Raw genomic sequence first — 21,350 nt, 5'->3', positions numbered from 1 at the left:
GACTTAATACTTGCTCAATTTGAAGGAGTAAATCTGACGCTAACAGTGTTAAAAATTTCTCATTTAGAACAACTAAATAGCAAAATTTTTGCCTTGCCTACACGGATGTAGGTACCTTGGCGATAGCAGGACGCGGTAGCGGAGTTATTGACAAGATTTTCTCGCCTCAAAATAGACCACTGAATTAAGCAAATTGGTATAAGCTTAAAAAATATTGAAGATACAAAAATGCCGGACTTTGTCCGGCATTTTTTTAAGTCAAATTGGTATTACCACACAATCAATGTGCTGAAGTTAACCAGCTCAGAAACTGACGTGCTTCGCCGCCATTGGCGAATTGTGTGATCTTACGGCCTGTGCCGTCAGCAAAGATCACTTTAGATTTGTTCACCGAAATTGAGCGAATTGGTTGCTCAACACGGATCTCTGTTCCGTTATATGTATATGACATAATAAAACTCACTTTTATAATGCACAGCAAATTAGCTGATGCTTTTGATAGTAGATGAGCTTCATTACAGTTTAGCGAACAGGATATACTGTACTCACAACGACCCAATATGGGTATGACAGTCTGTACCAACATGCTGTTGGATTTTATTTCGCCTGACTATATTAAGCTCTGTTTGTATGTTTTATGCGGACTTACTGGATCAGGGCAAGGAGGCATTACTTGAGGTTTGCTTTATCTAGAGTGGAATTAATAAAGCAAGTCTTGAATTATACAGAATAGTTCTTATAAAAGCAAGCTTTTATATCGGTACAGCAAAAAGTGTTTTCGACATATATCCCGAGGCGTTAAGCCCCGAGACATAACCCACTTATTGGCATAGTGCTTGTTTGAGAGGTTGTTCACCATTAAATAGCTCAAACGTTAGATTCTGAGGATGCAAAGTGGCAAGGTAAGCTAGTGCGTCAGCGACATTCTCTCGATTTATTACAGCGTCTTCTCTATTTGCAGGGCGCGAAGTGGAGAATCCATCAGTTGCGGGCTCATTAAGTAATGTACCAGGTCGAACGATGGTGTAGTTTACGATACTTCTTTGTAGGTATTGGTCGGCCATGTGTTTGGCTACCAAGTACGGTTTGATTTCACTTTCAATGTTATCAGGATCGTCGGCACCAATAGAGCTGACCATAATAAAATGTTTAACGTTTGCTTTCACAGCATAATCAATAGCTTTAGTCGCAGCCCATAAATCAATCAGTAGGGTTTTGTCCGCACCCGTTTCTCCACCGGAGCCTGCGCTAAATATTACCTGCTCGACGTTGTCAAAAGCAGAGCTAAAATCGCTCTCAAGATCTTGCTCAGTGATAGTGAGTTGCTCAGATTCAATATCTGCCAACTTATCTTTATCACGCACTAACGCCACAACGTCGTGGCCTTGTTCCAGCATTTTCTTTGTCGTCATTTTTCCAATTTGACCACTGGCACCAATGATTAAGGTCTTCATAGATAAACTCCTTTAAAGTGTTTGCTTAACTAATACCAATTGAATTAATTCTCTAATCAATTTGAAGGGTGAAATAGCATATTAGCTTCGTTAAAAATTTCTCATTTAGAACAACTAAATAGCAAAATTTTTGCCTTGCCTATATGGATATAGGTACCTTAGCGGTAGCAGGACGCGAGAGCGGTGCTACTAAAGCTATTTCTCCGCTTCAAGATAGATCATTTACTTAATACAACTGGTATAAGACCTTGGGATCGTGGCGCAGATTTAAACCCCTGTAGTGTGAAATAAGTTATAAATAGGCGAGAAATTGCTGAGTTAATCTAAAAATTGCGGTGGTCAGGGAAAAGTTGACCACCGTAGGAAAAGCAAAGCTATCTGTTATTTTGTTACTTTGCGTGCTCTAAAGTTTCGGCCTTTCATTTTCCCTTCTGAAATTGTTTTAAGCGCTACGTTGGCAACACTGCGCTCAACTGCAACGTACGATGACATCGCAGTGACTTTGATTTTACCGATTTGATCACCTTTTAACGCTTGATTTGAGGTCAGTGCACCTAAGATATCACCCGGTCTTAATTTTGCTTTCTTACCGCCGTCGATTTGAATGGTTACCATCGGCGCTCGATTTATTTTGTTATTTAATACTTGATCGCTTGGCAGGGTATTGGGTTCAATGGTTTTGCCTAAATAGTCTTCGAGGGCATTTACTTTATGTGATTCCTTATAGCTCATCAAAGAGCACGCCACCCCTTTATTGCCTGCACGTCCAGTTCTGCCAACGCGGTGAACATGTACTTCTGGGTCATGGGCGATATGGTAGTTGATCACCATATCGACGTGATCGACGTCGATACCTCGTGCGGCGACATCCGTTGCTAATAAAATGGTGACGCTCTTATTCGCAAAGCGAACCAATGTGCGGTCACGGTCTTTTTGCTCTAAATCACCGTGAAGTGCTGCTGCATCAAAACCTAAACTATATAGGCTGTCGCATACGTTCTGGCATTCTGCCTTGGTGTTGCAGAAGATAACCGCAGAATTAGGTTGAAATTGCATTAACAGTTTTTGGACTGCAGGCAGTCTTGCATCGTTATTGTCGACTTCATAAAAGTACTGTTCAATTGAGCTATCATCGTGGGTTGATTCAACCGTGATTTTAGCTGCATCTTTCATGACATGCTGCGCAAGCTGTTCTATTTTTGGCGGGTAAGTTGCGCTAAAAAGCAGGTTTTGTCGTGTTTTAGGGCAGTGGTCAATGATACATTGTAATGACTCTTCAAAACCCATCTCCAGCATACGGTCGGCTTCATCTAGTACAAAGGTATTGACTTCATCTAGCGACAAGCGACCTTTGCGCAAATGCTCTTCAATGCGTCCTGGCGTACCCACAATGATGTGCGCGCCGTGTTCAAGAGAACCAATTTGCGGACCCATAGGTGCGCCACCACACAGTGCCAATACTTTAATGTTATGGATTGCACGGGCAAGCTTGCGAATTTCAACAGCAACCTGATCGGCAAGCTCTCGAGTTGGGCATACGACCAAAGCCTGCACACGAAAACGTTTCACATTTAAATTATGTAATAGTCCCAAAGAGAAAGCGGCGGTTTTACCTGAGCCCGTTTTGCCTTGGCCAATGACATCTTTACCCGCCAAGATAAGCGGTAAGGTTTGTGCTTGAATGTCAGTCATGGTGTGATAACCCAACGAAGTGAGGTTATCAAGTAAGGCGCTGGAAAGTGGAGTGCTGGAAAAAAGTGGCTGAGTCAAAGTCGCTGTCTCTGTAGTTCTAAAACAGCAATTATAACATGGCTCGAATGGATAGCGCGTGTAAGGCCGTGATAAAATTTTTTACCACGGACAAGTGCGTTAAAAAATGATTTTAAACATTTCCCATGAGCAAGGGTAGGTTGCATTACAACCAATAACCGTCGGCTCTGCATTTGCGCCCGAGCCACCATTACCAAGAGCCTGCACATAGTAGCCGTTGACGGATTTGAGCGCTACTTTATCACCGCTTTGGATGAGCGCACCGGGGTTATTTGGCAGTTCAATCGTKAATGTCTCCCAGATAGAGGCCGCGGTTCTATTGGCGTTTAGTTCACCTCCACCACCTTGTTCGGCAACAAAGTAGTAGCCAGATGTAGTCTGAATATGAACTTCATCACCGCTATTAAGGTCTCCGCCATTAATATCTACAAGGGTAAATTGCTCCCAAGGACCTATGGCTAATCGGTTTGCATTGACTGTACTGCCGCCGTTACCTTCAGCCACAAAGTAATATTGTCCGCCAGTTTCGAGCGACACATTAGCGTAGTTGGTGGGGCCGCAAGGCAACGTAGTGAAAGTGAGATCTTCCCCTTGGATTGTGGTGCGTGGGGGTTTTGGATCTCCACGGAAGCGGAAATGGTATTCAGTCCCACAGCTTAGGTTTGAAATTTGAGCACTTACGGGGCCATTTACTCCAGGTGGTGTTGCAAAGATACTACTGCCGTAGCTTGTGGTGGTGCCATAATCAAAAATCTCGCCACTTAGGCCTATGGTGGAAGAAGAGTAGCCATTTAATTGTGCGGATGTTTGGGTGATGTTGCTTGCAGGTTGGGTTAGATACTGTGTCCCCGCATGCGCTAAAAAGGTACTGCTGCATGCAGTCAACAGTAGTAATGTAAACTTATTCATAGCCTAGCTCCTTTAATGTTGATGCCGCAAGATGTATCGGCTCTATTAGCTTAGGAGGTAGTGCGTTATAGTCTATTACACGCGCTTACACGCTTCATCTAGTAAAAAAACAGCGCTGCAACATAGCAAAGTGCAGCGCATTTAAAATCAAGCTATTTAGTTTTTTCGCTAACAGCAGGCTGACCATATTTAGGCGAACGCGGTCCGTGTAGTAAGCCATTATGGATGTCAGACGAGAGTAAACGGCTGGAGGTAATAGCCGCGATATCAAACCCTCTGTCTGTGACGCTTTCTAGCACTTGGTTGAGTGCTGCTTCCACTAGCATGCCTACTAATCCACCACCATTGTTACCTCGAGTTTCTGCCGAAGATGCGGATGCTTTATCTTGCCAAAGCACTGTACCGCTCTTTAGATCAACGAGCGTTGCGGAAGCTGTCACAACCGTTTCACTCGATACCACAACGTAGCTGGTACCATATTCTTCAATGGTAATATAGAGCGCAGCATCAGCGCCAAAGATTTCATGAAGCTTAGTTACCGGAACTGCGTGGGTATCGCTGGCAACGGTGAGACCATTATTTTTAAATGTTTGCTCAACAACAGCCGCTGGAAAAACATAGTATCCCGACTCTGCAATCGGATGATAAATTTGAGACATCAAACTGTAAGGCGCAATTACCTCGGGTGTGTTATTGATCGGTGGTAGCACAATAATTGAATGTGGATCCGCTGTTCTAAATGCCGAGTAGTCATGCCCCTCAGGAGTGCTCACACAGCCTGTGATCAATGTCAGTGCTAAAAGCAGTAGTGTCAGTGTGGTCTGGCGCATATTATACTCCTGCAGACTTTAGTAAAAACGAGATGTAGTGCTCAGACTCTGGAAACAGCACCATTTCTGTTTCAAAATGCTGTTTACCAAGTTGGGCATTCCCTGTTTCAAAATACAACATGCCTAAGTGAGCATGAACGCCCGGTGCAACAGTTTTACTTTTAGCCTCGGCGGTTTGAATGATTTCTTGTAATATGCTGATTTGCTCTTCAAGAGTCACATCTTCTGCTTTAAAGTAGCTATATACGGCTTTGCCGTATTCTCCGTGGTAATAAAGTGGCTCAGTGGTTTTACAACCTGCAAGTACGAGTGAAGCCAATAAAGCTAGAGTATACTTTTTCATGTTCATTATTCCCTAGTTCGCCCAAGCGCCAGATTCTAGTCCATTGACTAGCTTATTAACGACCTCTCGAATCGCCAAATCTAGTACTTTACCATTTAGAGTCGAATCGTAGCTTGCTGTGCTACCAAAGCCGATAACCTCACGCTCAGACAAGCTATATTCACCAGCCCCTTGCACTGAGTAAACAACCTCTGATGTGGTTACATCCACAATATTAAGCGTTACTTTTGCGTAAGCAATTTGCGATTTACCTTTCCCCAATAAGCCAAATAGCTGTTTATCGCCTATGGCTTTGCGACCAAATTCGGTGACATCGCCTGTCACCACATATTTTGCGCCAGTAATTGACTGTTTTGTTCCTGTGTGCGCGGCTTCTTGTGCGAGCATTTCTAGATTGGCTCTATCAAGCACTCTAAAGCGATTAGTTTGTTGCAGGTGGCTCATTAACGTAGTTTTTGCCTGGTTGCCAAGCTTGTCATCACCTGTAGAAAAAATACCATTTTGAAAACTTGAACGGTTGACGAAGTTACCGACCACTAATTTGCTCTTTTTACCAGTATACTGGGTGTTATAGCTTGCAACTTTTGGCGTTTCTACAACCTGTGATGTGGTTGTGGCACAACCATTTAAAAAAGCAGCAGTGCCCAATACCAAAGCAAATGCTTTAGCAGGGTGACATTTTTGATTGATCACACTAAATCCCTATTTAGTCGTTGTTATTATACTTCCATTGAATGAGAAGAATGACTTGCTTGAACACTTTTTTACATTTGTTCGCAGGGCGCTTTGTACCTGATATTTTATATTTTTTCAATAAAAAGATGCAGCTAATTCACTTGGTTGGAAAATAGAAGCCCCACACTTATAGGTAGGGCTTTTTTGTATATCTTATTTACTACTTGATGAGCTTCGCTGAGTTGGCTTATTTTTTCTTGGAGCTGAAGAGCCAGGCTTATTGGTAGACTGTGATGGGCGACGTCTGCGGTTGCCATTGTTGTTACCAGTAGGTTTTCCGTTACCACTTGGCTTATTATTACGAGGACCTGAATTTTGCTTGGGTTTGTTTTTCGGCTGAGCAGAAGTTGCTTGCTCAGCGTCTGTTGTCTTTGGCTTTTTCGGTTTCTTTGGTTTTTTCGGCTTGATTGGGCGCGTATCTAACTTTGACTCAGGTACGGCAAGTTGCGGTTCAAATCCAGGTTCCACTTTACGCGGCACCAGCTGTTGAATTAGTCGCTCAATACCAAATAAATCGCTTGCGGTTTCTTGGGTAACAAATGAGATAGCTTCACCCGTTGCACCAGCACGGCCAGTTCTACCGATACGGTGAACATAATCTTCGTAAACATTTGGCAGGTCAAAGTTAACCACGTAGGGCAGCTCCTGAATATCCAAACCTCTTGCTACAATATCAGTGGCAACAAGTACGCGCACTTCACCGCTTTTAAAACCAGCAAGGGCTTTCATACGAGCACTTTGACTTTTATTACCATGTATTGCTGCGGCATTGATCTTGGCTTTTTCTAGATCCTTAACCAAGCGGTTGGCACCGTGTTTTGTGCGGGTAAATACCAACACTTGTTGCCAGTCATGCGTTTGAACTAAATGTTTAAGTAAGTTGGTGCGCTTACTTTTATCTACTGGATACACCCACTGAGTAACACTTTTGGCGGTGCTATTAGCCGGTGCTACAGAAACCTCTATAGGGTCATGGGTTAATCCTTTTGCTAACGCTCTAATCTCTTCAGAGAAAGTTGCAGAGAACATCAAATTTTGCCGACGAGCGGGCAGTACTTTGATTATGCGTTTGATATCGTGAATAAAGCCCATGTCTAGCATGCGGTCGGCTTCATCCAATACCAGTACCTCAAGGTCATCAAATTTGACAGCATTCTGTTGGTAAAGGTCTAGTAATCGTCCAGGTGTCGCTACTAAAACATCAATGCCTTTACGCAGCTTCATCATTTGCGGGTTGATCTTCACACCGCCGTAAACGACTTCAGAGCTGATAGGGAGGTGTTTGCTGTAGAGTTTAACACTTTGCCATACTTGATCAGCAAGTTCACGTGTTGGAGTTAGGATCAAGGCCCTTACATGGTTGGCTTTTGGTTTAGATCCCGACATCAGGTTTTGTAGCAAAGGTAGCGTAAAGCCAGCGGTCTTGCCTGTACCGGTTTGCGCTGCGGCCATCACATCTTTCCCAGCTAAAATGGCGGGAATAGCTTGTTCTTGGATCGGCGTTGGCTGGTCGTAGCCTTGCTCAACAACGGCTTGATTTATTTCTGGGGCTAAACCTAGGTGGCTAAAGCTCATGATTTGTTACTCTGTAGTAGGCGGCGGGCAAGAGTACAGTATTTACACCAGTTACGCAATTTTGCCACCGCCTAAATTACTGTTAAGTGTTCTCTGCTACGTATAATAGACTACAGGGGTTTAAAAATACGCTGTTCCTCGCACCTATACCAGTGATAGCGTAACAGAGTATAGCAGCACATCCTTGTGTGCTTAATTTCGAATAAAAATCTACGCTTTGAATAAACTGAGTTTACCAGAGAAGTTTTTAAGGTTTGGGAAAATCTGCAGCAGTGCACTGTCGTCTACCCCCATCCAGCTACCAAGGCTTGCAGCCAGTTGGTCAACAGCTGTGGTGGGAATGAGCCTGCCGCTACCCGCATCAAAGGCATGGTTTAATTCTGGGGGGGGGATATCGCCGAAAATAGTGCCACCATTGACTGCACCACCCATAATAAAGTGATGAGCGCCCCAACCATGATCAGTACCATCACCATTGACAGCAAGGGTACGACCGAAATCAGATGCGGTAAATAAAGTTACTTGCTTTTCTAACCCTAAGCTGGCAATGGCCGTATTAAACGCTACAAGTGCGCCATCAAGCGCTGATTGCAGTTTAGGCAAGCTCTGAGCTTGACCTGAGTGAGTATCAAATCCACCCATGCCAACAATATACACTTGTCGTTTGGTGTTGAGTTGCTGCCTTGTTGCAATACTTTGGCAAACATTCTTCAGCTGTTGCGCCAATGGTGTGGTAGGAAATTGTGGTAAGGTAAAACTAGTATTGGCAATGGCATCATTGTATTGCGAATTTGCCGCCATGGCGCTGCGAGTAAGCGTATCTAGGTCTTGCTGAAGTATATTATTGCTACTACTGTTTTCTTTGCCCGCAAAGTAGTCAGCGAGTGCTTGGTTGTTGTCGAACTCTTCTAAGATTTCTATTATTCCAGCTTTGCCATCACTCACATGGTATGGAAAGGTATTACTGCCGGTTAACCACAGATCAGCCTCGGCTGTGGTAATGGCATTAAAAGGCGTCTGCTGCGTTTTTCCTGTATTGATAAGCGCATCATTAATTAACCCGCCCCAACCAAATTGTGCCCCTTCCGTTTTACCAGACATCCAAGTTGACTGTTGATCATTATGAGAAAACAATCGAGGAGGCACACTTGCAGTGGCTTGTTCTAGATGCGAGGCATTAACAGGTTCAAGTAATGGTCCAACATTGCCAATTACAGACAGTTGTCCTTGATCGTAGAGTTTCGCAAGACCCGCCATTTCTGGAGGTAAGGCAAATTTGCGTTGATTAAATCGAGAGGGAGTACTGAGGGCGTGCAAATTTTGTGGTGTTCTTGGCGTAGGGTAAGCACTGAGTAGTGAGGATCTGTGTTTTGCCCACTGTTGATAGTTACTGTCATCTAGAGGAATAATCGTGTCATGGCAGTCCATTCCGCCGTATAAAAATACGCAAACAAGGGCTTTATAATCTTCGCCTTGTTCTGCTGCCGCAACGGCTTGACTCAACGAAAGCAAGGACGTTGACATCATGGTCGCGCCGCTTAGTTTCAAAAAATCACGTCTTTTCATCTTGTCTAGTCCTATTTTTGAATCAAATAATTTGCTGAGGTCATCACGAGTAAAATCGCCCATTGCACTCGAATAAGGCTATCTTGTGGTTCCTCCATCGGTAGTGTCTCAAGAATTTGGGTGATCTTATTCACTGTATGCTCAGTGAGCTGATCTGCGCTTAGGAGTAGATTTAAATGAGCCAATAGCGCTTTTGGGTCATCTGCCAAAGTGAGTTCGTATTCATAGTCTGCAAGAAAGCTATAAACAGCTTGACGAGCATCAAGCGGTATATTTTCGGCGTCATAATCCGCTTGTAAATCAGCCACATCAACATCTTGTTGATAGCCAAAAATATAATAGGTCATAAAGTTAATATAACCTGGGATTGACGAGGCGTTGGTAATTTGGAACTCAGGTGCAACCAGTTGGTTTTGCGATATTAGCGTTCCTGGTGCACTGTAACCCGGGCGAAAAAAGTTAAATACGCTACTTGAACGATAGGGGTGTTGATTTAATGCGTTTGCTGAACGAGTATCCCATAGTGGCTCTTGATACTCAGGCGTAATATTTTTTACCTCGAAGGCTCGGGCCCACTGCGTAAATCTTAATATTGGCTCTCTTAACTTGCCACTGCGCGCTGTTTTCTCGCTCCTAGCTTCTTTATCAAAGATAATTGCTGCAATCGTAGCGGTTAAATCTCCCCGTTGGCTAGCGCCCACTTTGGTACCATCGGGCAATACGTAGCTACCAGAATCAAAGCTTTCTACTGCCCTAGCAACATAGCTAGGTGAAGGGTTTGATGTTACTAAACGTTGGATTAACTGCTTAACCACAAATGGCCCAACATTAGGATGCGAAAAGATATGATCTAATGCGAGCGTGATTGATTGGTTGACATCGGTGCCAGCAGCTATGGTGTAGCCTAAAAAGGATTTGGCTTTAGTCGAATGTAGTTCAGGGTCTGCGACCATAGGTAGCGCGTACTCTTCTTGAGCGGCTTGTTCGGCGCCTGACTCATCAAGCACTAACCCAGTAAAAACACGGGCAAGACCAGTAATATCTTTATTGGTATACAACTCAATGGCTTGGTCATTGCTATCGCGTTTCTCGCTACCGTCTGGGTTTAACTCAACAAGACCCAAAGTAAAGAGCTGTAAGATCTCCCGAGCATAATTCTCATCAGGCATCCTGCCTGTTTGCTCGTCTCCCTTTTGGTTTCCTAAATATGTTAAGTAAGTTCCCATAGCGGGTGAGTAAGTTACCGCCTGAAGTAGCTCTCGATAATTGCCAAAGGCGTGCTCAATGAGTATATCTTGAAAGCGTGCTACTGCCGCTGGGATGTCAGTGAGCTCGTCACCACCGGCATTAGAAACTACTAAAATCTCAGATAAAGCGAAAGCTACTCGCTGACGCAGTTGATCTTCGCCAGTGATGGCATCTTGCCAAAACCCGATACTTGTTGATTCTACGAATAGGGTATTAAAACCGCCGTCTTCGGGGGTATATTTTGCAACTGAATTCATTTTCAAGCTTGGTTTTAGTGCTATTTGGTCGATGAACCATTTAGAAGCAGATTTGCCGACAAGCGTGTTGAGCTGTTGTGGTGTAGCGCCAAAAGTCGTTTGGTGTAAAAACGAGGCCGTACTTTGTGGTGTCGCAAACACATTATCCACTGCAATAGGTTGCGATGGCTCGGTAATTTCAGTGTTGTCAGTGAGCTGCTGATTGGCTTGCGCGACTTCGGTTTCTTGCGCACCGCCACAGCCTGTCGCTGTTAGGGTTAACACACACCAAACTGAAAAGTATTTAATGACTGATCTCATAACTTAACTCAAATAGTGAACGATAAGTTATGAGTGTAGGATGATTTTTGACTTTAGTGTTTTACAAGTTTGCGTGCGAAACCATACAAAATTGTAAACTAACCAAGTCAAAGCTTAGCTCAATCTATTAATGAGTTGGCACTTCAATATTAAACACAGCGCCCGGTTGACCCTCCAGCAAATAAATCCGAGCCTCATGTATGTCACAGATTGCTTTGACAATGCTAAGCCCGAGCCCATTACCTGAAGAGGAACGGCTGGTATCGGCACGATAAAAGCGCTCGAAAATATGTGCTTGGTCTGATGTTGCGATGCCAGGGCCATTATCACCGATTTGTAGTAATACGCCAGATGAGTGACTTTGCAGCCTGATCCATACAGACGCCCTTGGATTAGTATATTCAAGTGCATTTTCTAACAGGTTACAGACCAATTGCGCGAGCAAATCCGCATCTCCATAACAGCTGATATTTGGCAATATCGAGACGGATAAGGTTTTTTCTGCGTCTTCAAAAACCGGAGTGAAGCTATCAGTTAGATCTAAAAGCAGTGTTGATAAGTCAATCTGTTTAAAACCTTGTTGATATTTTCCAGATTCAATACTATTCAAGCGGATTAAATTATTAAAAGTCGAGATGATTTTTTCTAATTCTTCACAGGCCTTTTCAAGGTGAACGGCTAATTGTACCGGATCGTCTATGTCTTGCTCCATAGATTGCAATCGGTTTGCAACTCGGGTTAGAGGCGTTTTAAGGTCATGGGCAACTCCCACAGACATTGTTTTAATATTGTGATGGAGCTTGGTAATTTCGTCGAGCATCGTGTTGATCACACTGCATAATTGTAGCAGCTGTGGGTCATCGCTTTTTGCTACGGTGCGATGCAGCTCAGGCGCTTTAGCCACTAAAGAGAGCTGTTGACTCAGCTTGGTAATGGTATTGCCTTGCATTTGTCTAAAATAGACAAAGATGAGCAAAGGCGGCAGCCAGCAAAATATCGCTAGCCACACAATAAACTGGGTTCTGGCGTTCTGGGCAATAACAACATCGTGGTCAACACGCTGCCATAGATGTAAATGAAGACCATCGTTGATTTGCTGTGCCTGATAAAAAATGAGTTGTGTTTCTTCGTCTATTTCAGTTTGTGGCTGCGACTTTGAGGTATTTGCTCGCTCAAAACCCAAATCGCCACCAGCGATTGTCACGTCTTTTTGGTATAACGCCATAAGCCAGCCTTCCTCTTGCCAATGCTCCTGGGCTTCTTCTTTGGTCCAAGTTTCATTTTCTGCTAACTCAAATACTTCTACCAAAGACTCCAACCCATCACTATGGTAAAGCTCGACGGCTTCCTCAATAAGTTCAAGCATTTCGGTTTGTTGTCTGGACTGTTCACTTTTAGACACAAAGTGCGATACCAAAAGTGCTAGACCACATGTGAGTATCCAACATAGAAAAGAAAATTTAAGCGCCAGCACAAAATGGTATTTTTGAGTATTCGTTTTCATATTATTGTTCAGAAAGTAAGTAGCCACTGCCACGAATGGTTTTGATAACTTCACTGTTAAAAGGCTTGTCTAACTTGTTACGTAAGCGGCTGACATGTGTTTGAACTAAACTGGTTTTTGGGTCAAAACTAAACCCCCACACGTGTTCTAGCAGCATAGTTTTGGTAACCAGTTGATTAGGATGAAGCATTAAAAATTCCAAAATCTGATACTCTTTTGGCATTAGCTCAATCTCGTTTTCACCTCTAAACACTTGCCTTGATGTTCTGAGTAGTTTTACACAACCAACTTGTAATTCATTCACGGTTTGCGCAGCTGGTTTGCGACGATACAGTGCTTTTAGCCTTGCATGTAATTCGACAAACGCAAAGGGTTTAACTAAGTAGTCGTCTGCACCAGCTTCCAAGCCTTCAACCCGTGCTGCGGTGTCACTCAATGCCGTTAGCATAATGATAGGAGTTAAGATGTTGCTCGCTCGAAGGATTTTTACTGCGTCTAGGCCATCCATCGCCGGCAGTAGCCTATCAAAAATAATGGCATCGAATGAGGTGGTGGAGGCTTTTATTATTGCATCTTTTGGACACTGCGTATGATCCACAGATTCTCCAGCTTGCTTTAAGCCATTACAAATAAACTCTGCAGTGTCGTGGTCATCTTCTACAAGCAATATCTTCATTGTGCGGTTTGTTTGGTCGTTTAGCTATAGCATAACGCAGTTTTCAACGGGTTCAGAATACAATTTTGTATGATTATTGGAGCGTAGCGGTGTGAAATTTTTTTGCCGGAACCAAGGTCTGATGAGTGGCTGTCCATAAGCGAGTCGGCACTCGCCAGCGCAGTTTGTTATCTCAAGCTCGGTTTAATGAGGTTTTTATTTTTATGATTAGATATTCCTTGGCAAGGTTTTATGGAATAAGTGCGTTCGTCGCTTGGTATGGCGCGGTGCTATTTTTGACGCAATCGGCGCAGGCAAGCACAAAAGTTACCGCCCAACAATTTGTTGATTTACAACAAGGACAATCACACTTTCCCGGGTTTAGAAGGGCGCATGCCAAAGGCGTTTGTGTGTCGGGAGAATTTATATCGAATGGGTCGCTAACGCACTATTCGGATGCTGAAGTTTTTAGTGCAGGCGTTCACCCCTTTATTGGCCGGTTTTCTATCGCTGGTAACAATCCACATGCTGATGAGTTGAGTGCGCCTGTTAGAAGTTTTGCACTCAGCTTTGTTACCGGTTCAGAGCGTTGGAATATAGCCATGAATACACCTCCGGTAATGGCTGTGAGCAATCCGTATGACTTTTATCAGCAACTTGTCGCCATAAAGCAGGGTGGTGATGCAATCAAGGCATTTTTTGCCAAGCATCCTGAAAGCGCAGACTTTTTAGCATGGAAAGCAAGTTACACACCCACTGAAAGTTTGGCACTCGAGACTTACCATAGTATCAATGCCTTTTACTTACATGATGCACAAAGCAATAAGCAGGCCGTACGTTGGCAAATGTTACCATTAGGCGAGGCGAGCAAAAACCCGTTTACAGACAGTGCGGCGCTGCAAAAAGAGTTGGCGGCCAGAATTGCACAGGGCAATGTTCGTTTTACATGGCAGTTTACTCTTGCGGCACCGGCTGATGATGAAAATAACCCCGCTATTCAGTGGCCAAGTAATCGGGCTCAAGTAAACGCAGGGGAAATTAACATTACCCAGTGGCAACCACAATTGGAAGGAGCGTGCCATGCAATGAACTTTGACCCTTTAATCTTACCGACGGGGTTATCGGCAACAGCCGATCCTATTTTAAGAGCACGTTCGGCCGCCTATGCTGAGTCTTATAGACGCCGTGCGAAAGAACAGTTAATAGGGGCATTGGGAGGGCAAGAAAGTGAATAAGCAGGTGACTCGCTATACTTTTACCATGCGATTATTACACTGGTCGATGGCGGTTTTGATATTGTCTATGGTATGTGCAGGGCTTGCCATGGTGAGCTCACTGGAGCCATGGCAACTGAGCTTACTTGGATTGCATAAGTCATTTGGCGTGCTGGCGTTAATATTACTGATATTGCGTTTTATCGTGCGAGTACAATCGACAGCCCCAGCGCTGCCATCAACAATGCCCGTTATTCAAGTTAAGCTGGCAAAGTTTAGTCACTGGCTTTTGTATTTTTTAATGTTAGTCATACCGGTTAGCGGTCTATTGATGCAGTACTTTGGTGCAAGACCAATTGTCGTGTTCGACCTATTGACTATGCCAGCGGCAATGGTGCCAAATATTGAGTATTTTGCCGTGTTTCGTGAGGGACATGGTTTTGCGGTGCTACTACTGTTACTTGTTCTGGTCGTTCATATTGGTGCTGCATGTTTTCACCATTTTATACGCAAAGATGGCGTGTTTAAAAGCATGCTGTAATTGACGCAGAGTCGTTGTAAGTAAAAACAGTTAATCACTGCGCTATAACACTGATGTGCAATATCGGTCTCGAACGATCCCATGTTGCACATGGTTTATTAAATGGCGCTAACGCTGTGCTATTTCACAGTTTCTGGCGAGTTTTTATCATCACACAGGGCGCCAAAGTCGAGTCGCACAAGGTAAATAACGAGTGTTAAGTAACGAGAACTAAAAAAGTTTTGGATATCTTGTATGTGTTATTTGAACTAGCTGGTCTTTTTCCGACCGTTGTCATAATTTGTCTCTCAATCCATTGAGTGCAGGCTTAAAGTGTAGACGGCTGCTTTGGTATACACATATTAGCGGTGAGTGTCAGCGACTTTGCGTTGTAATGATTATCCGGCCGGCTCGAGTGGTATTGTGCTGTTGGATTGTGTATCTTACTCAAACAACAGCCTCCTTACCTTAGTCTAACTTAAGTAGCGTTGCAGTGGCGTTAAGTCTACTTTGGCTTGCAATTTGGCTGCGATTAAATATAACCCCGCCAGCTTTCGATGAATAAATAAAGCGTCTACAGGTGGTGTGTGCCACTCGTTGGAGTGGCGATTTAAAGCCAGTCCTTTTTCACTTATCTCTTTACTTAGCTGGCTGTTAGCAAAATCAAATGGACCGTCACACCGAAGTGGAGTTGTTGCAAGTAAAAACAGCTCAATAACCGCGTTACAGTACTCGGGTGCAATATCAGTATCAAAATATCCAATGTCACATGCAGCCTGTTTAACAGCTTCATGGTTTTGCTCTCTCGCTGCCCGTAACAGGTTTTTATAGCCAACACTAATCGCATCGTTGACGATGCGCGTTGCGCCAAAATCTAATAACACGATTTGGTGGGTGTCTTTGTTATATAAATAGTTACCAAAGTTAGGATCTGTTTGTATCAATTTAAGCTCAAACATTTCGATAAAGAACAGCTCAATGAGTGCAGTCATTATGTCATTGCGAACAGATTGTGGTAAAGCAAGGGTCTCTGCAAGCGGCGCGCCACAGACATATTCCATACTCATCAGATGCTGGCTACTTAGCGCTTGATGTACAGCTGGGACTTTAAAGCGCGTGTCATCAGAAAGTCCTCTGGCAAATTGCTGTAAATAATTTGCTTCTAATTGGTAATTGGTCTCCGCGAGAAGCTGCGACTTTGCTTCCTCAATTAAAGGGGCAATATTAATCCCTTTAGGAAGTAGCCCCGTCATATTGATTAGGCTCGCGACATTGTCTACATCGCTATGAATACTTTGAGCCACTCCTGGATATTGTATTTTGATTGCAAGAGGTTGCCCATTCTCGGTGGTGGCTTTGTGCACTTGCCCAATCGACGCTTGTGCGAAGCTTTTCAATTCAATATGACTAAACTTATCGAGCCAGTCTTGCCCTAATTCATGCTCCAAGACACCAACGAGTTGCTTATGTGGCATTGGCATAGCGTCTGCACGCAGGTGAGTCAGCAACATGGCAAGTTCCGGTGGTAGCAGATCTCCAGTATCCATTGAAAGTAACTGTCCTAACTTCATTGCGGCACCGCGCAAGTGACTCAGCTTCTTTGCAACTGCATCAATATTTTTGCTCTGTAGCAATAGATCGTTTCGTTTCACAGGTTGCCCTTGAAGCGCCTGCTTTGCGCCTTCAAATAACATATTTGATGCAACTTGACCTGCCAGTCCACCCAAATGAGCAAGGCGACTCAGCCTTGATGATGGTACCTTTCGCGAATGATTTTTCAAACCTAACCTCTTAGCGGTACAGCGTTATGGTTACACAATACGTCATAACTTTATCTCGGGTTCACCTCTTAGTGAACGGATCAAAGCGTGACTGCGTATTTATCCTGAGTTTACATTTATGGAGGATGCTATGTGGTGCGCAGATTGTGAAGCAATAGAGTCGTATTTTTTTGATAAAACATATTTTTGGTTTTTCTTACCGACCGGTAATGCAGAGCAAAACCTAAAGCAGATGTGTACCGAAATGGCCTTAACCCCTGAAGGGGTAGAAAGCAAATGTGTAAAGGTTGCAGTAGAAAAACGCGGCTTGAGTACATTTTTGAACAATATAGGCGGTTGCTTAGCTGGCCCTGAATTTGGCCAATCTAAAGTGACGACTATGGCACATGATGGTCATCCGGATATTAGTGCGATTAGTCGAGTGGCAAGTGTCGAAACGTTCGTGCGCCGTTATCAAGCGCGTTGGATAAAAACGGCAGTTGACAACGAGACCTACCAAAGTTGGTTCCAGCCTATTGTGAGAGCATATTCAGAACCGGGAAACCTAGATGTGTTTGCCAATGAAGCGTTATTTAGGCTATTCGATAATGAAAATAATATGGTGCCGCCAAACCTCGTTTTTAACTTAGCCGAGCAAAGCGGATTACTCTTTTCTCTTGATTTAATTGCGCGAAAGTCTGCTGTAGAGCATGCCGCAAAGGCGGGTTTACACTCAAAAATATTTATAAATTTCAACCCTTCTAGTATTTACGATCCGTCATATTGCTTACGTTCAACAGCCTCTGCTATCAGCGAACTTGGGTTTCAGCCACAAGACATTGTGTTTGAGGTCACCGAGACACATCAAGCCCGTGATATGAATCACTTAAGAGGTATTTTGGCATTCTACCGAAGCTGTGGTTTTGGCGTTGCACTAGATGATATTGGTTCTGGGTGGTCCAGTTTAAATATGTTGGCGCAACTAAGACCGGACTATATAAAGATAGATATGGAATTAGTAAGACACATAGACTCCAATCAACACAAACGAAGCATTGTCTCTCATCTCATTCAGCTTGCTCATGAAAACGGCATCGCCGTGATAGCTGAGGGTGTAGAGAGTCAACATGAGGCGCAAGTGCTACGAGAAATTGGAGCTGACTTTTTACAAGGTTATTACTTTGCAAAACCAGCGGCATTGAGTTCTCGGTTGTCCAACAATCTCGAAGACGAAATTACGCAAGGAGTGAAGCCTCTATCGAACGCAGCTCACAAGTTTGATACGTTGTGATGGACAAGGAAGGGTGGGGAGCTTATGAAGTTAGCGCTAGTAGTATTTAGCCTATCTAGGTAGCCGATGTCTAAATAAAATAATTAAGATGAAAGTTTCTCTTGCATCTATTTATCAGTTTACTTTGTAATAATGTCGTGTAATTGTTAGTCAGTATTATACCAGAGAATAACGGCTTATTTAGGTATTTTGATAGTGAATAAGGCGTTATATTTATAGTTTAATTAATGAGGTTACAGAATATATGTCAAAGGAATTGAAACCTTCATCAATGAAAGTGCAAGAGTTTTTATCCAAAAATGGTCAAGACTTTGTAGTTCAGGAAATGCCTAGCTCAACTCGTACAGCTTCAGATGCCGCAGCATCTATCGGGTGTACAGTTGCTCAAATCGCAAAGTCACTAATATTCAAACATGGAGAAACCGGTGAAGCGGTACTCGTTGTTGCTTCTGGTTCTAACATGGTATGCGCTGACAAAGTTAGAAAAGCAACAGGTATTACGCTTACCAAAGCTGATGCTAATTTTGTACGTGAAAAAGTTGGTTATGCAATAGGTGGCGTGCCACCAGTCGCTCATCATTCATCAGTTCATACAATATTAGACGAAGACTTGAATCAGTACTCTGAGATTTGGGCTGCGGCGGGCACTCCTAACTCAGTGTTTAAACTAAATCCACAGAAGTTAAGTGAGCTTACTCAGGGTCAATGGATAGATTTAGCAAAATAAATATTACAAGTAGCTAAAAGATTATATGTTGTTCATTAATGCAATTACCTTTTATAGGTATTTATGTGTGCTGACCCAATAATGGTATGGCTTGTTGATGACCGTTTGCTTTCAATTGCTTGCATTCGGTCTATTACAGTGACAAAACGTTGGGAAATCTGCTTTCTATGGTTAGTCGAAAATATTTAAAACTATAGCTGCTAAGCACTTTTAAAATGATGAAGTATCACTTGTCACTTGAAGTAATTAAAAAATTCGAAGATTAAGAGTTATGATTGTTAAAAGATAATATCAATGGAAGATAGTTGGATTAACAAGTGGTATTAATTTAAAATGGACTGTATATATAATAACAACTTGACAATATCTTTTTAATTCTTTTAAAATGCGCCACTTTTTTTAAGGATTAAATTATGAAAAAGACCATCATTTCCCTCCTTTTAGCGACATTATCGATTTTTATTTCTGGTTGTAAAACTGCTTCTAACACTGAAAGTACAGAAGTAGTTAAAAATACGATAGAGCTTGGCAGTGCTGAGATTAAAAAATCAGGTCATGCACAGCCTCTTTTTCAAAACAACCAACTTGTGGGGTATGAGTTCAAAAAAGGCTTTGCCGTACCTGCTGAGCTAGGAAACTTTTTTGGCTTTAGTTATCAAGTGAATCAATTAATCAATAGCACGACTGAAAATCCAAACAGTACGGGCTATGTTGCGACTAAAGTACCAGTTACTGTAACGGTTGTGCATCCAGAGATCATGATCAATGGAAAACCAGAAACAACCTCTTCTTGGGAAGATACATTATATTTTGGCCGTGATAATTTTGCGATGTGGAAGTTTGAAAGTCCGAATGAGCTTGTTAACGGCAAATGGACTATATCTGTTACTTACCAACACAAAGAAATCGCGACCAAAAACTTTTTTGTAAGTGTGCCACCAAAGATGCCGAAAAAAGTGACTCAAGTTTGCCAAGTTGAAATTGATAAGTTTCCACGTGCTTTGCAGCAAGCAAATACCGCATGTTGTACCAACAATGATGCGCAAGCATGTTATAACTTTGCATGGCGTGGTCTAGAGCGTATACGAGATAAAGAAGGCGCGGCATTATACTATGCAAAAAGCTGTGAACTTGGTGATATTTCGGGCTGCCGCCAAGCAGCGAAAATGGCAACGACTCCTGAAAAGCGCGATGCGTTTTATCATAAAGGTTGTGATTTAAAAGATATGGATAGCTGTATTGAAGTAAATCGATTAAATTAACCACGACTTAGTTCACACGTTAGCAGTTTGTATGAGGCGGGATCACCTGCCTCGTCATGCAAGCTAACCCCCACTTTTTATGGCTTTATTTGCCAATCTTTTTGTGTGCTTGAGCAATTCGATACTACCAATCGCACCATGACCAGGAACGACGATTTCTACATTAGGGTATTTTGATAGTACAGCAGCAACAGAATGCGGCCACCGCTCAATTTGAGCTTCTCCAGTATAGCCTAAGCTCAGCGATTGAAGGCTACGCACAAAACATCCTCCAAATAGCAATTTTGATTTTGGTAGCCAAACCACGATGTTATCAATTGTATGCCCGCCACCAGGGTAAAAAACTTCTAATAAGCCGTCAGCCAACACAAATTTATTCTTCTTGATAGAGTGCGTAGCTTGGGCCTTGCCTGCTTTTTCTAGCAAGTTATTGGTAAGGTCTGTTGCATAGGTTGAGACTCCATGTTCATTAAGCCATTTAATACCAGCGGCTCTGTCATCATGAGAATGGGTCGATATACTCCCTAATAAAGTAAACCCCCGCGAGTGTATCCAAGCAACTAATTTTTCCGTATCTCGAGAAGACCATGGAGTATCGATAATAAATGCCTTCTTATCTTCAACAACAATTAAGCCGTTTGCGCTTACCAAACCCCAGCCGGCAATCTGACTATATGATTTATGAATAAATACTCCCGGAGTCACCGGCTCAATTTCTAGCTCAGGTATTATTTCGTTGGCAGCAGTGTAACTGCTATATAAAATTGTTATAATTATTAAGTAATACATAGTCATGACCTATTTTTATGTGAAAAACATTATCCTCATTACAAATTGAACCAAAGCTTAACCTGAGTGGTATTAAACTTAATACAACCAGGTATTACAAGCCAATGTGATGTAGATGTGTTGCAAAGATATGCCGTTAAAAAATCGCTTTAAAGTTTATTTTAAAAAATAGGAGCTGTAAAAGAATGGTGGTGAATAAAAAAGAGGTTAAGTCACGTTATGAAATATCAAAGCCAGTATACGGTGATGGATATAATATATCGTTGAAATTGGGCCATGATGAATTGCTGACTAGCTTTGTTTCTAAAAAAGAAGATTTGGCAGCAAGAGTTGATAATATTAGAGAGTTTGCTGGTGATGAAATAAACTTTCATGTGATTAAAATGGACGAGGAGGAAGGCTTCTTTTTTAAATTAAGTAAGAGTGACAAACTTTACCGAGGCGATATATTGGCTTCGAGTGATATATTTGACTTTAGAAGTGAAGTAGAGTCGTTAATTAAGAGGGTGATACGAGAGTCACAAACAGTTGAAGTAGTCGATAATACTGAGTAAGCACAGCAAACAATTTAATAAACCCGCGATTTAGTTGTTGTGCTTAGCTCATTGGCAGTGTTAAGTAATGTTTAATTTATGCTTGTC

At 42.7% G+C, this 21,350-nt stretch carries 20 protein-coding genes; 6 read left to right on the top strand and 14 right to left on the bottom strand.

Going from position 1 to position 21,350, the window contains the following annotated elements; translation table 11 throughout:
* Nucleotides 1-280: 280 nt before the first annotated feature.
* From EAG18_RS22170 to EAG18_RS09950, 12 genes are all read right to left on the bottom strand, one after another.
* Nucleotides 281-451: a hypothetical protein gene (locus tag EAG18_RS22170; RefSeq protein WP_010370673.1), complete on the bottom strand. Its 171-nt coding sequence runs from the start codon at nucleotides 449-451 to the stop codon at nucleotides 281-283.
* Between the two features lie 370 nt (nucleotides 452-821).
* Nucleotides 822-1,454 carry an SDR family oxidoreductase gene (locus EAG18_RS10000; protein ID WP_125252237.1) on the bottom strand — a complete coding sequence of 211 codons (633 nt, stop codon included), beginning with the start codon at nucleotides 1,452-1,454 and terminating at the stop codon, nucleotides 822-824.
* Nucleotides 1,455-1,835: 381 nt separating this feature from the next.
* On the bottom strand, nucleotides 1,836-3,224 hold the full coding sequence (dbpA, locus tag EAG18_RS09995; protein WP_125252236.1) for an ATP-dependent RNA helicase DbpA: 1,389 nt from the start codon (nucleotides 3,222-3,224) through the stop codon (nucleotides 1,836-1,838).
* A gap of 99 nt (nucleotides 3,225-3,323) precedes the next feature.
* The gene (locus EAG18_RS09990; protein WP_125252235.1) at nucleotides 3,324-4,133 is read right to left on the bottom strand and encodes a peptidase S8; all 810 of its coding nucleotides are present in this window, start codon (nucleotides 4,131-4,133) and stop codon (nucleotides 3,324-3,326) included.
* 152 nt (nucleotides 4,134-4,285) lie between these two features.
* On the bottom strand, nucleotides 4,286-4,963 hold the full coding sequence (locus EAG18_RS09985) for a DUF799 domain-containing protein (protein ID WP_125252234.1): 678 nt from the start codon (nucleotides 4,961-4,963) through the stop codon (nucleotides 4,286-4,288).
* 1 nt (nucleotide 4,964) lies between these two features.
* Nucleotides 4,965-5,306 carry a DUF4810 domain-containing protein gene (locus tag EAG18_RS09980; RefSeq protein WP_125252233.1) on the bottom strand — a complete coding sequence of 114 codons (342 nt, stop codon included), beginning with the start codon at nucleotides 5,304-5,306 and terminating at the stop codon, nucleotides 4,965-4,967.
* A 12-nt stretch (nucleotides 5,307-5,318) separates the two neighbouring features.
* Nucleotides 5,319-5,960: a CsgG/HfaB family protein gene (locus tag EAG18_RS09975; protein WP_125252242.1), complete on the bottom strand. Its 642-nt coding sequence runs from the start codon at nucleotides 5,958-5,960 to the stop codon at nucleotides 5,319-5,321.
* A gap of 234 nt (nucleotides 5,961-6,194) precedes the next feature.
* Nucleotides 6,195-7,616, bottom strand: coding sequence for a DEAD/DEAH box helicase (locus EAG18_RS09970; RefSeq protein ID WP_275557264.1), 1,422 nt, complete (start codon nucleotides 7,614-7,616; stop codon nucleotides 6,195-6,197).
* Between the two features lie 210 nt (nucleotides 7,617-7,826).
* Complete coding sequence (locus EAG18_RS09965; protein ID WP_125252232.1) at nucleotides 7,827-9,182, bottom strand: DUF1501 domain-containing protein; 1,356 nt, start codon at nucleotides 9,180-9,182, stop codon at nucleotides 7,827-7,829.
* 11 nt (nucleotides 9,183-9,193) lie between these two features.
* Nucleotides 9,194-10,987 (bottom strand): DUF1800 family protein, encoded by a 1,794-nt coding sequence (locus EAG18_RS09960; protein WP_125252231.1) that lies wholly within the window; start codon nucleotides 10,985-10,987, stop codon nucleotides 9,194-9,196.
* Between the two features lie 127 nt (nucleotides 10,988-11,114).
* The gene (locus EAG18_RS09955; protein WP_125252230.1) at nucleotides 11,115-12,491 is read right to left on the bottom strand and encodes a HAMP domain-containing sensor histidine kinase; all 1,377 of its coding nucleotides are present in this window, start codon (nucleotides 12,489-12,491) and stop codon (nucleotides 11,115-11,117) included.
* Between the two features lies 1 nt (nucleotide 12,492).
* A complete protein-coding gene (locus EAG18_RS09950; RefSeq protein ID WP_125252229.1) occupies nucleotides 12,493-13,167 on the bottom strand; it encodes a response regulator transcription factor in 675 nt (224 codons plus the stop codon).
* Nucleotides 13,168-13,292: 125 nt separating this feature from the next.
* On the opposite strand from EAG18_RS09950, the gene EAG18_RS09945 reads away from it, so the two are divergent.
* Both EAG18_RS09945 and EAG18_RS09940 read left to right on the top strand, forming a co-directional pair.
* A complete protein-coding gene (locus EAG18_RS09945; protein ID WP_275557263.1) occupies nucleotides 13,293-14,381 on the top strand; it encodes a catalase family peroxidase in 1,089 nt (362 codons plus the stop codon).
* Nucleotides 14,374-14,901, top strand: coding sequence for a cytochrome b (locus EAG18_RS09940; RefSeq protein ID WP_275557262.1), 528 nt, complete (start codon nucleotides 14,374-14,376; stop codon nucleotides 14,899-14,901). Before EAG18_RS09945 ends, EAG18_RS09940 begins: the two co-directional genes overlap by 8 nt.
* Nucleotides 14,902-15,353: 452 nt before the next feature.
* Here EAG18_RS09940 and EAG18_RS09935 read toward each other — a convergent pair whose 3' ends face one another.
* Entirely contained in the window at nucleotides 15,354-16,661 is a 1,308-nt protein-coding gene (locus EAG18_RS09935; protein ID WP_275557261.1) for an AarF/ABC1/UbiB kinase family protein, read from the bottom strand.
* 130 nt (nucleotides 16,662-16,791) lie between these two features.
* Here EAG18_RS09935 and EAG18_RS09930 point away from each other — a divergent pair, with 130 nt between their 5' ends.
* From EAG18_RS09930 to EAG18_RS09920, 3 genes are all read left to right on the top strand, one after another.
* The gene (locus tag EAG18_RS09930; protein WP_125252228.1) at nucleotides 16,792-17,931 is read left to right on the top strand and encodes an EAL domain-containing protein; all 1,140 of its coding nucleotides are present in this window, start codon (nucleotides 16,792-16,794) and stop codon (nucleotides 17,929-17,931) included.
* Nucleotides 17,932-18,175: 244 nt separating this feature from the next.
* Entirely contained in the window at nucleotides 18,176-18,658 is a 483-nt protein-coding gene (locus EAG18_RS09925; protein WP_125252227.1) for a YbaK/EbsC family protein, read from the top strand.
* 413 nt (nucleotides 18,659-19,071) lie between these two features.
* A complete protein-coding gene (locus tag EAG18_RS09920; RefSeq protein WP_125252226.1) occupies nucleotides 19,072-19,920 on the top strand; it encodes a DUF3859 domain-containing protein in 849 nt (282 codons plus the stop codon).
* Between the two features lie 63 nt (nucleotides 19,921-19,983).
* Here EAG18_RS09920 and blaDIM read toward each other — a convergent pair whose 3' ends face one another.
* A complete protein-coding gene (blaDIM, locus tag EAG18_RS09915; protein WP_125252225.1) occupies nucleotides 19,984-20,709 on the bottom strand; it encodes a DIM/SIM/IMP family subclass B1 metallo-beta-lactamase in 726 nt (241 codons plus the stop codon).
* Between the two features lie 191 nt (nucleotides 20,710-20,900).
* On the opposite strand from blaDIM, the gene EAG18_RS09910 reads away from it, so the two are divergent.
* A complete protein-coding gene (locus tag EAG18_RS09910) occupies nucleotides 20,901-21,263 on the top strand; it encodes a hypothetical protein (RefSeq protein WP_125252224.1) in 363 nt (120 codons plus the stop codon).
* Nucleotides 21,264-21,350: the final 87 nt, after the last annotated feature.

This window comes from Pseudoalteromonas sp. J010 (assembly GCF_003934235.1).
GTDB lineage: Bacteria > Pseudomonadota > Gammaproteobacteria > Enterobacterales > Alteromonadaceae > Pseudoalteromonas > Pseudoalteromonas peptidolytica.
Note: the sequence above shows the minus strand (reverse complement) of the source record. Positions and strands in the feature narration are given on the sequence as shown.

What these genes read in the sequence shown, in the direction of transcription:
- EAG18_RS22170 (WP_010370673.1), bottom strand. Translation starts at nt 451, where the DNA reads ATGTCATATACATATAACGGAACAGAGATCCGTGTTGAGCAACCAATT.
- EAG18_RS10000 (WP_125252237.1), bottom strand. Translation starts at nt 1,454, where the DNA reads ATGAAGACCTTAATCATTGGTGCCAGTGGTCAAATTGGAAAAATGACG.
- EAG18_RS09930 (WP_125252228.1), top strand. Translation starts at nt 16,792, where the DNA reads ATGTGGTGCGCAGATTGTGAAGCAATAGAGTCGTATTTTTTTGATAAA.
- EAG18_RS09925 (WP_125252227.1), top strand. Translation starts at nt 18,176, where the DNA reads ATGTCAAAGGAATTGAAACCTTCATCAATGAAAGTGCAAGAGTTTTTA.
- EAG18_RS09955 (WP_125252230.1), bottom strand. Translation starts at nt 12,491, where the DNA reads ATGAAAACGAATACTCAAAAATACCATTTTGTGCTGGCGCTTAAATTT.
- EAG18_RS09985 (WP_125252234.1), bottom strand. Translation starts at nt 4,963, where the DNA reads ATGCGCCAGACCACACTGACACTACTGCTTTTAGCACTGACATTGATC.
- EAG18_RS09965 (WP_125252232.1), bottom strand. Translation starts at nt 9,182, where the DNA reads ATGAAAAGACGTGATTTTTTGAAACTAAGCGGCGCGACCATGATGTCA.
- EAG18_RS09920 (WP_125252226.1), top strand. Translation starts at nt 19,072, where the DNA reads ATGAAAAAGACCATCATTTCCCTCCTTTTAGCGACATTATCGATTTTT.
- EAG18_RS09960 (WP_125252231.1), bottom strand. Translation starts at nt 10,987, where the DNA reads ATGAGATCAGTCATTAAATACTTTTCAGTTTGGTGTGTGTTAACCCTA.
- EAG18_RS09980 (WP_125252233.1), bottom strand. Translation starts at nt 5,306, where the DNA reads ATGAAAAAGTATACTCTAGCTTTATTGGCTTCACTCGTACTTGCAGGT.
- blaDIM (WP_125252225.1), bottom strand. Translation starts at nt 20,709, where the DNA reads ATGTATTACTTAATAATTATAACAATTTTATATAGCAGTTACACTGCT.
- EAG18_RS09970 (WP_275557264.1), bottom strand. Translation starts at nt 7,616, where the DNA reads ATGAGCTTTAGCCACCTAGGTTTAGCCCCAGAAATAAATCAAGCCGTT.
- EAG18_RS09950 (WP_125252229.1), bottom strand. Translation starts at nt 13,167, where the DNA reads ATGAAGATATTGCTTGTAGAAGATGACCACGACACTGCAGAGTTTATT.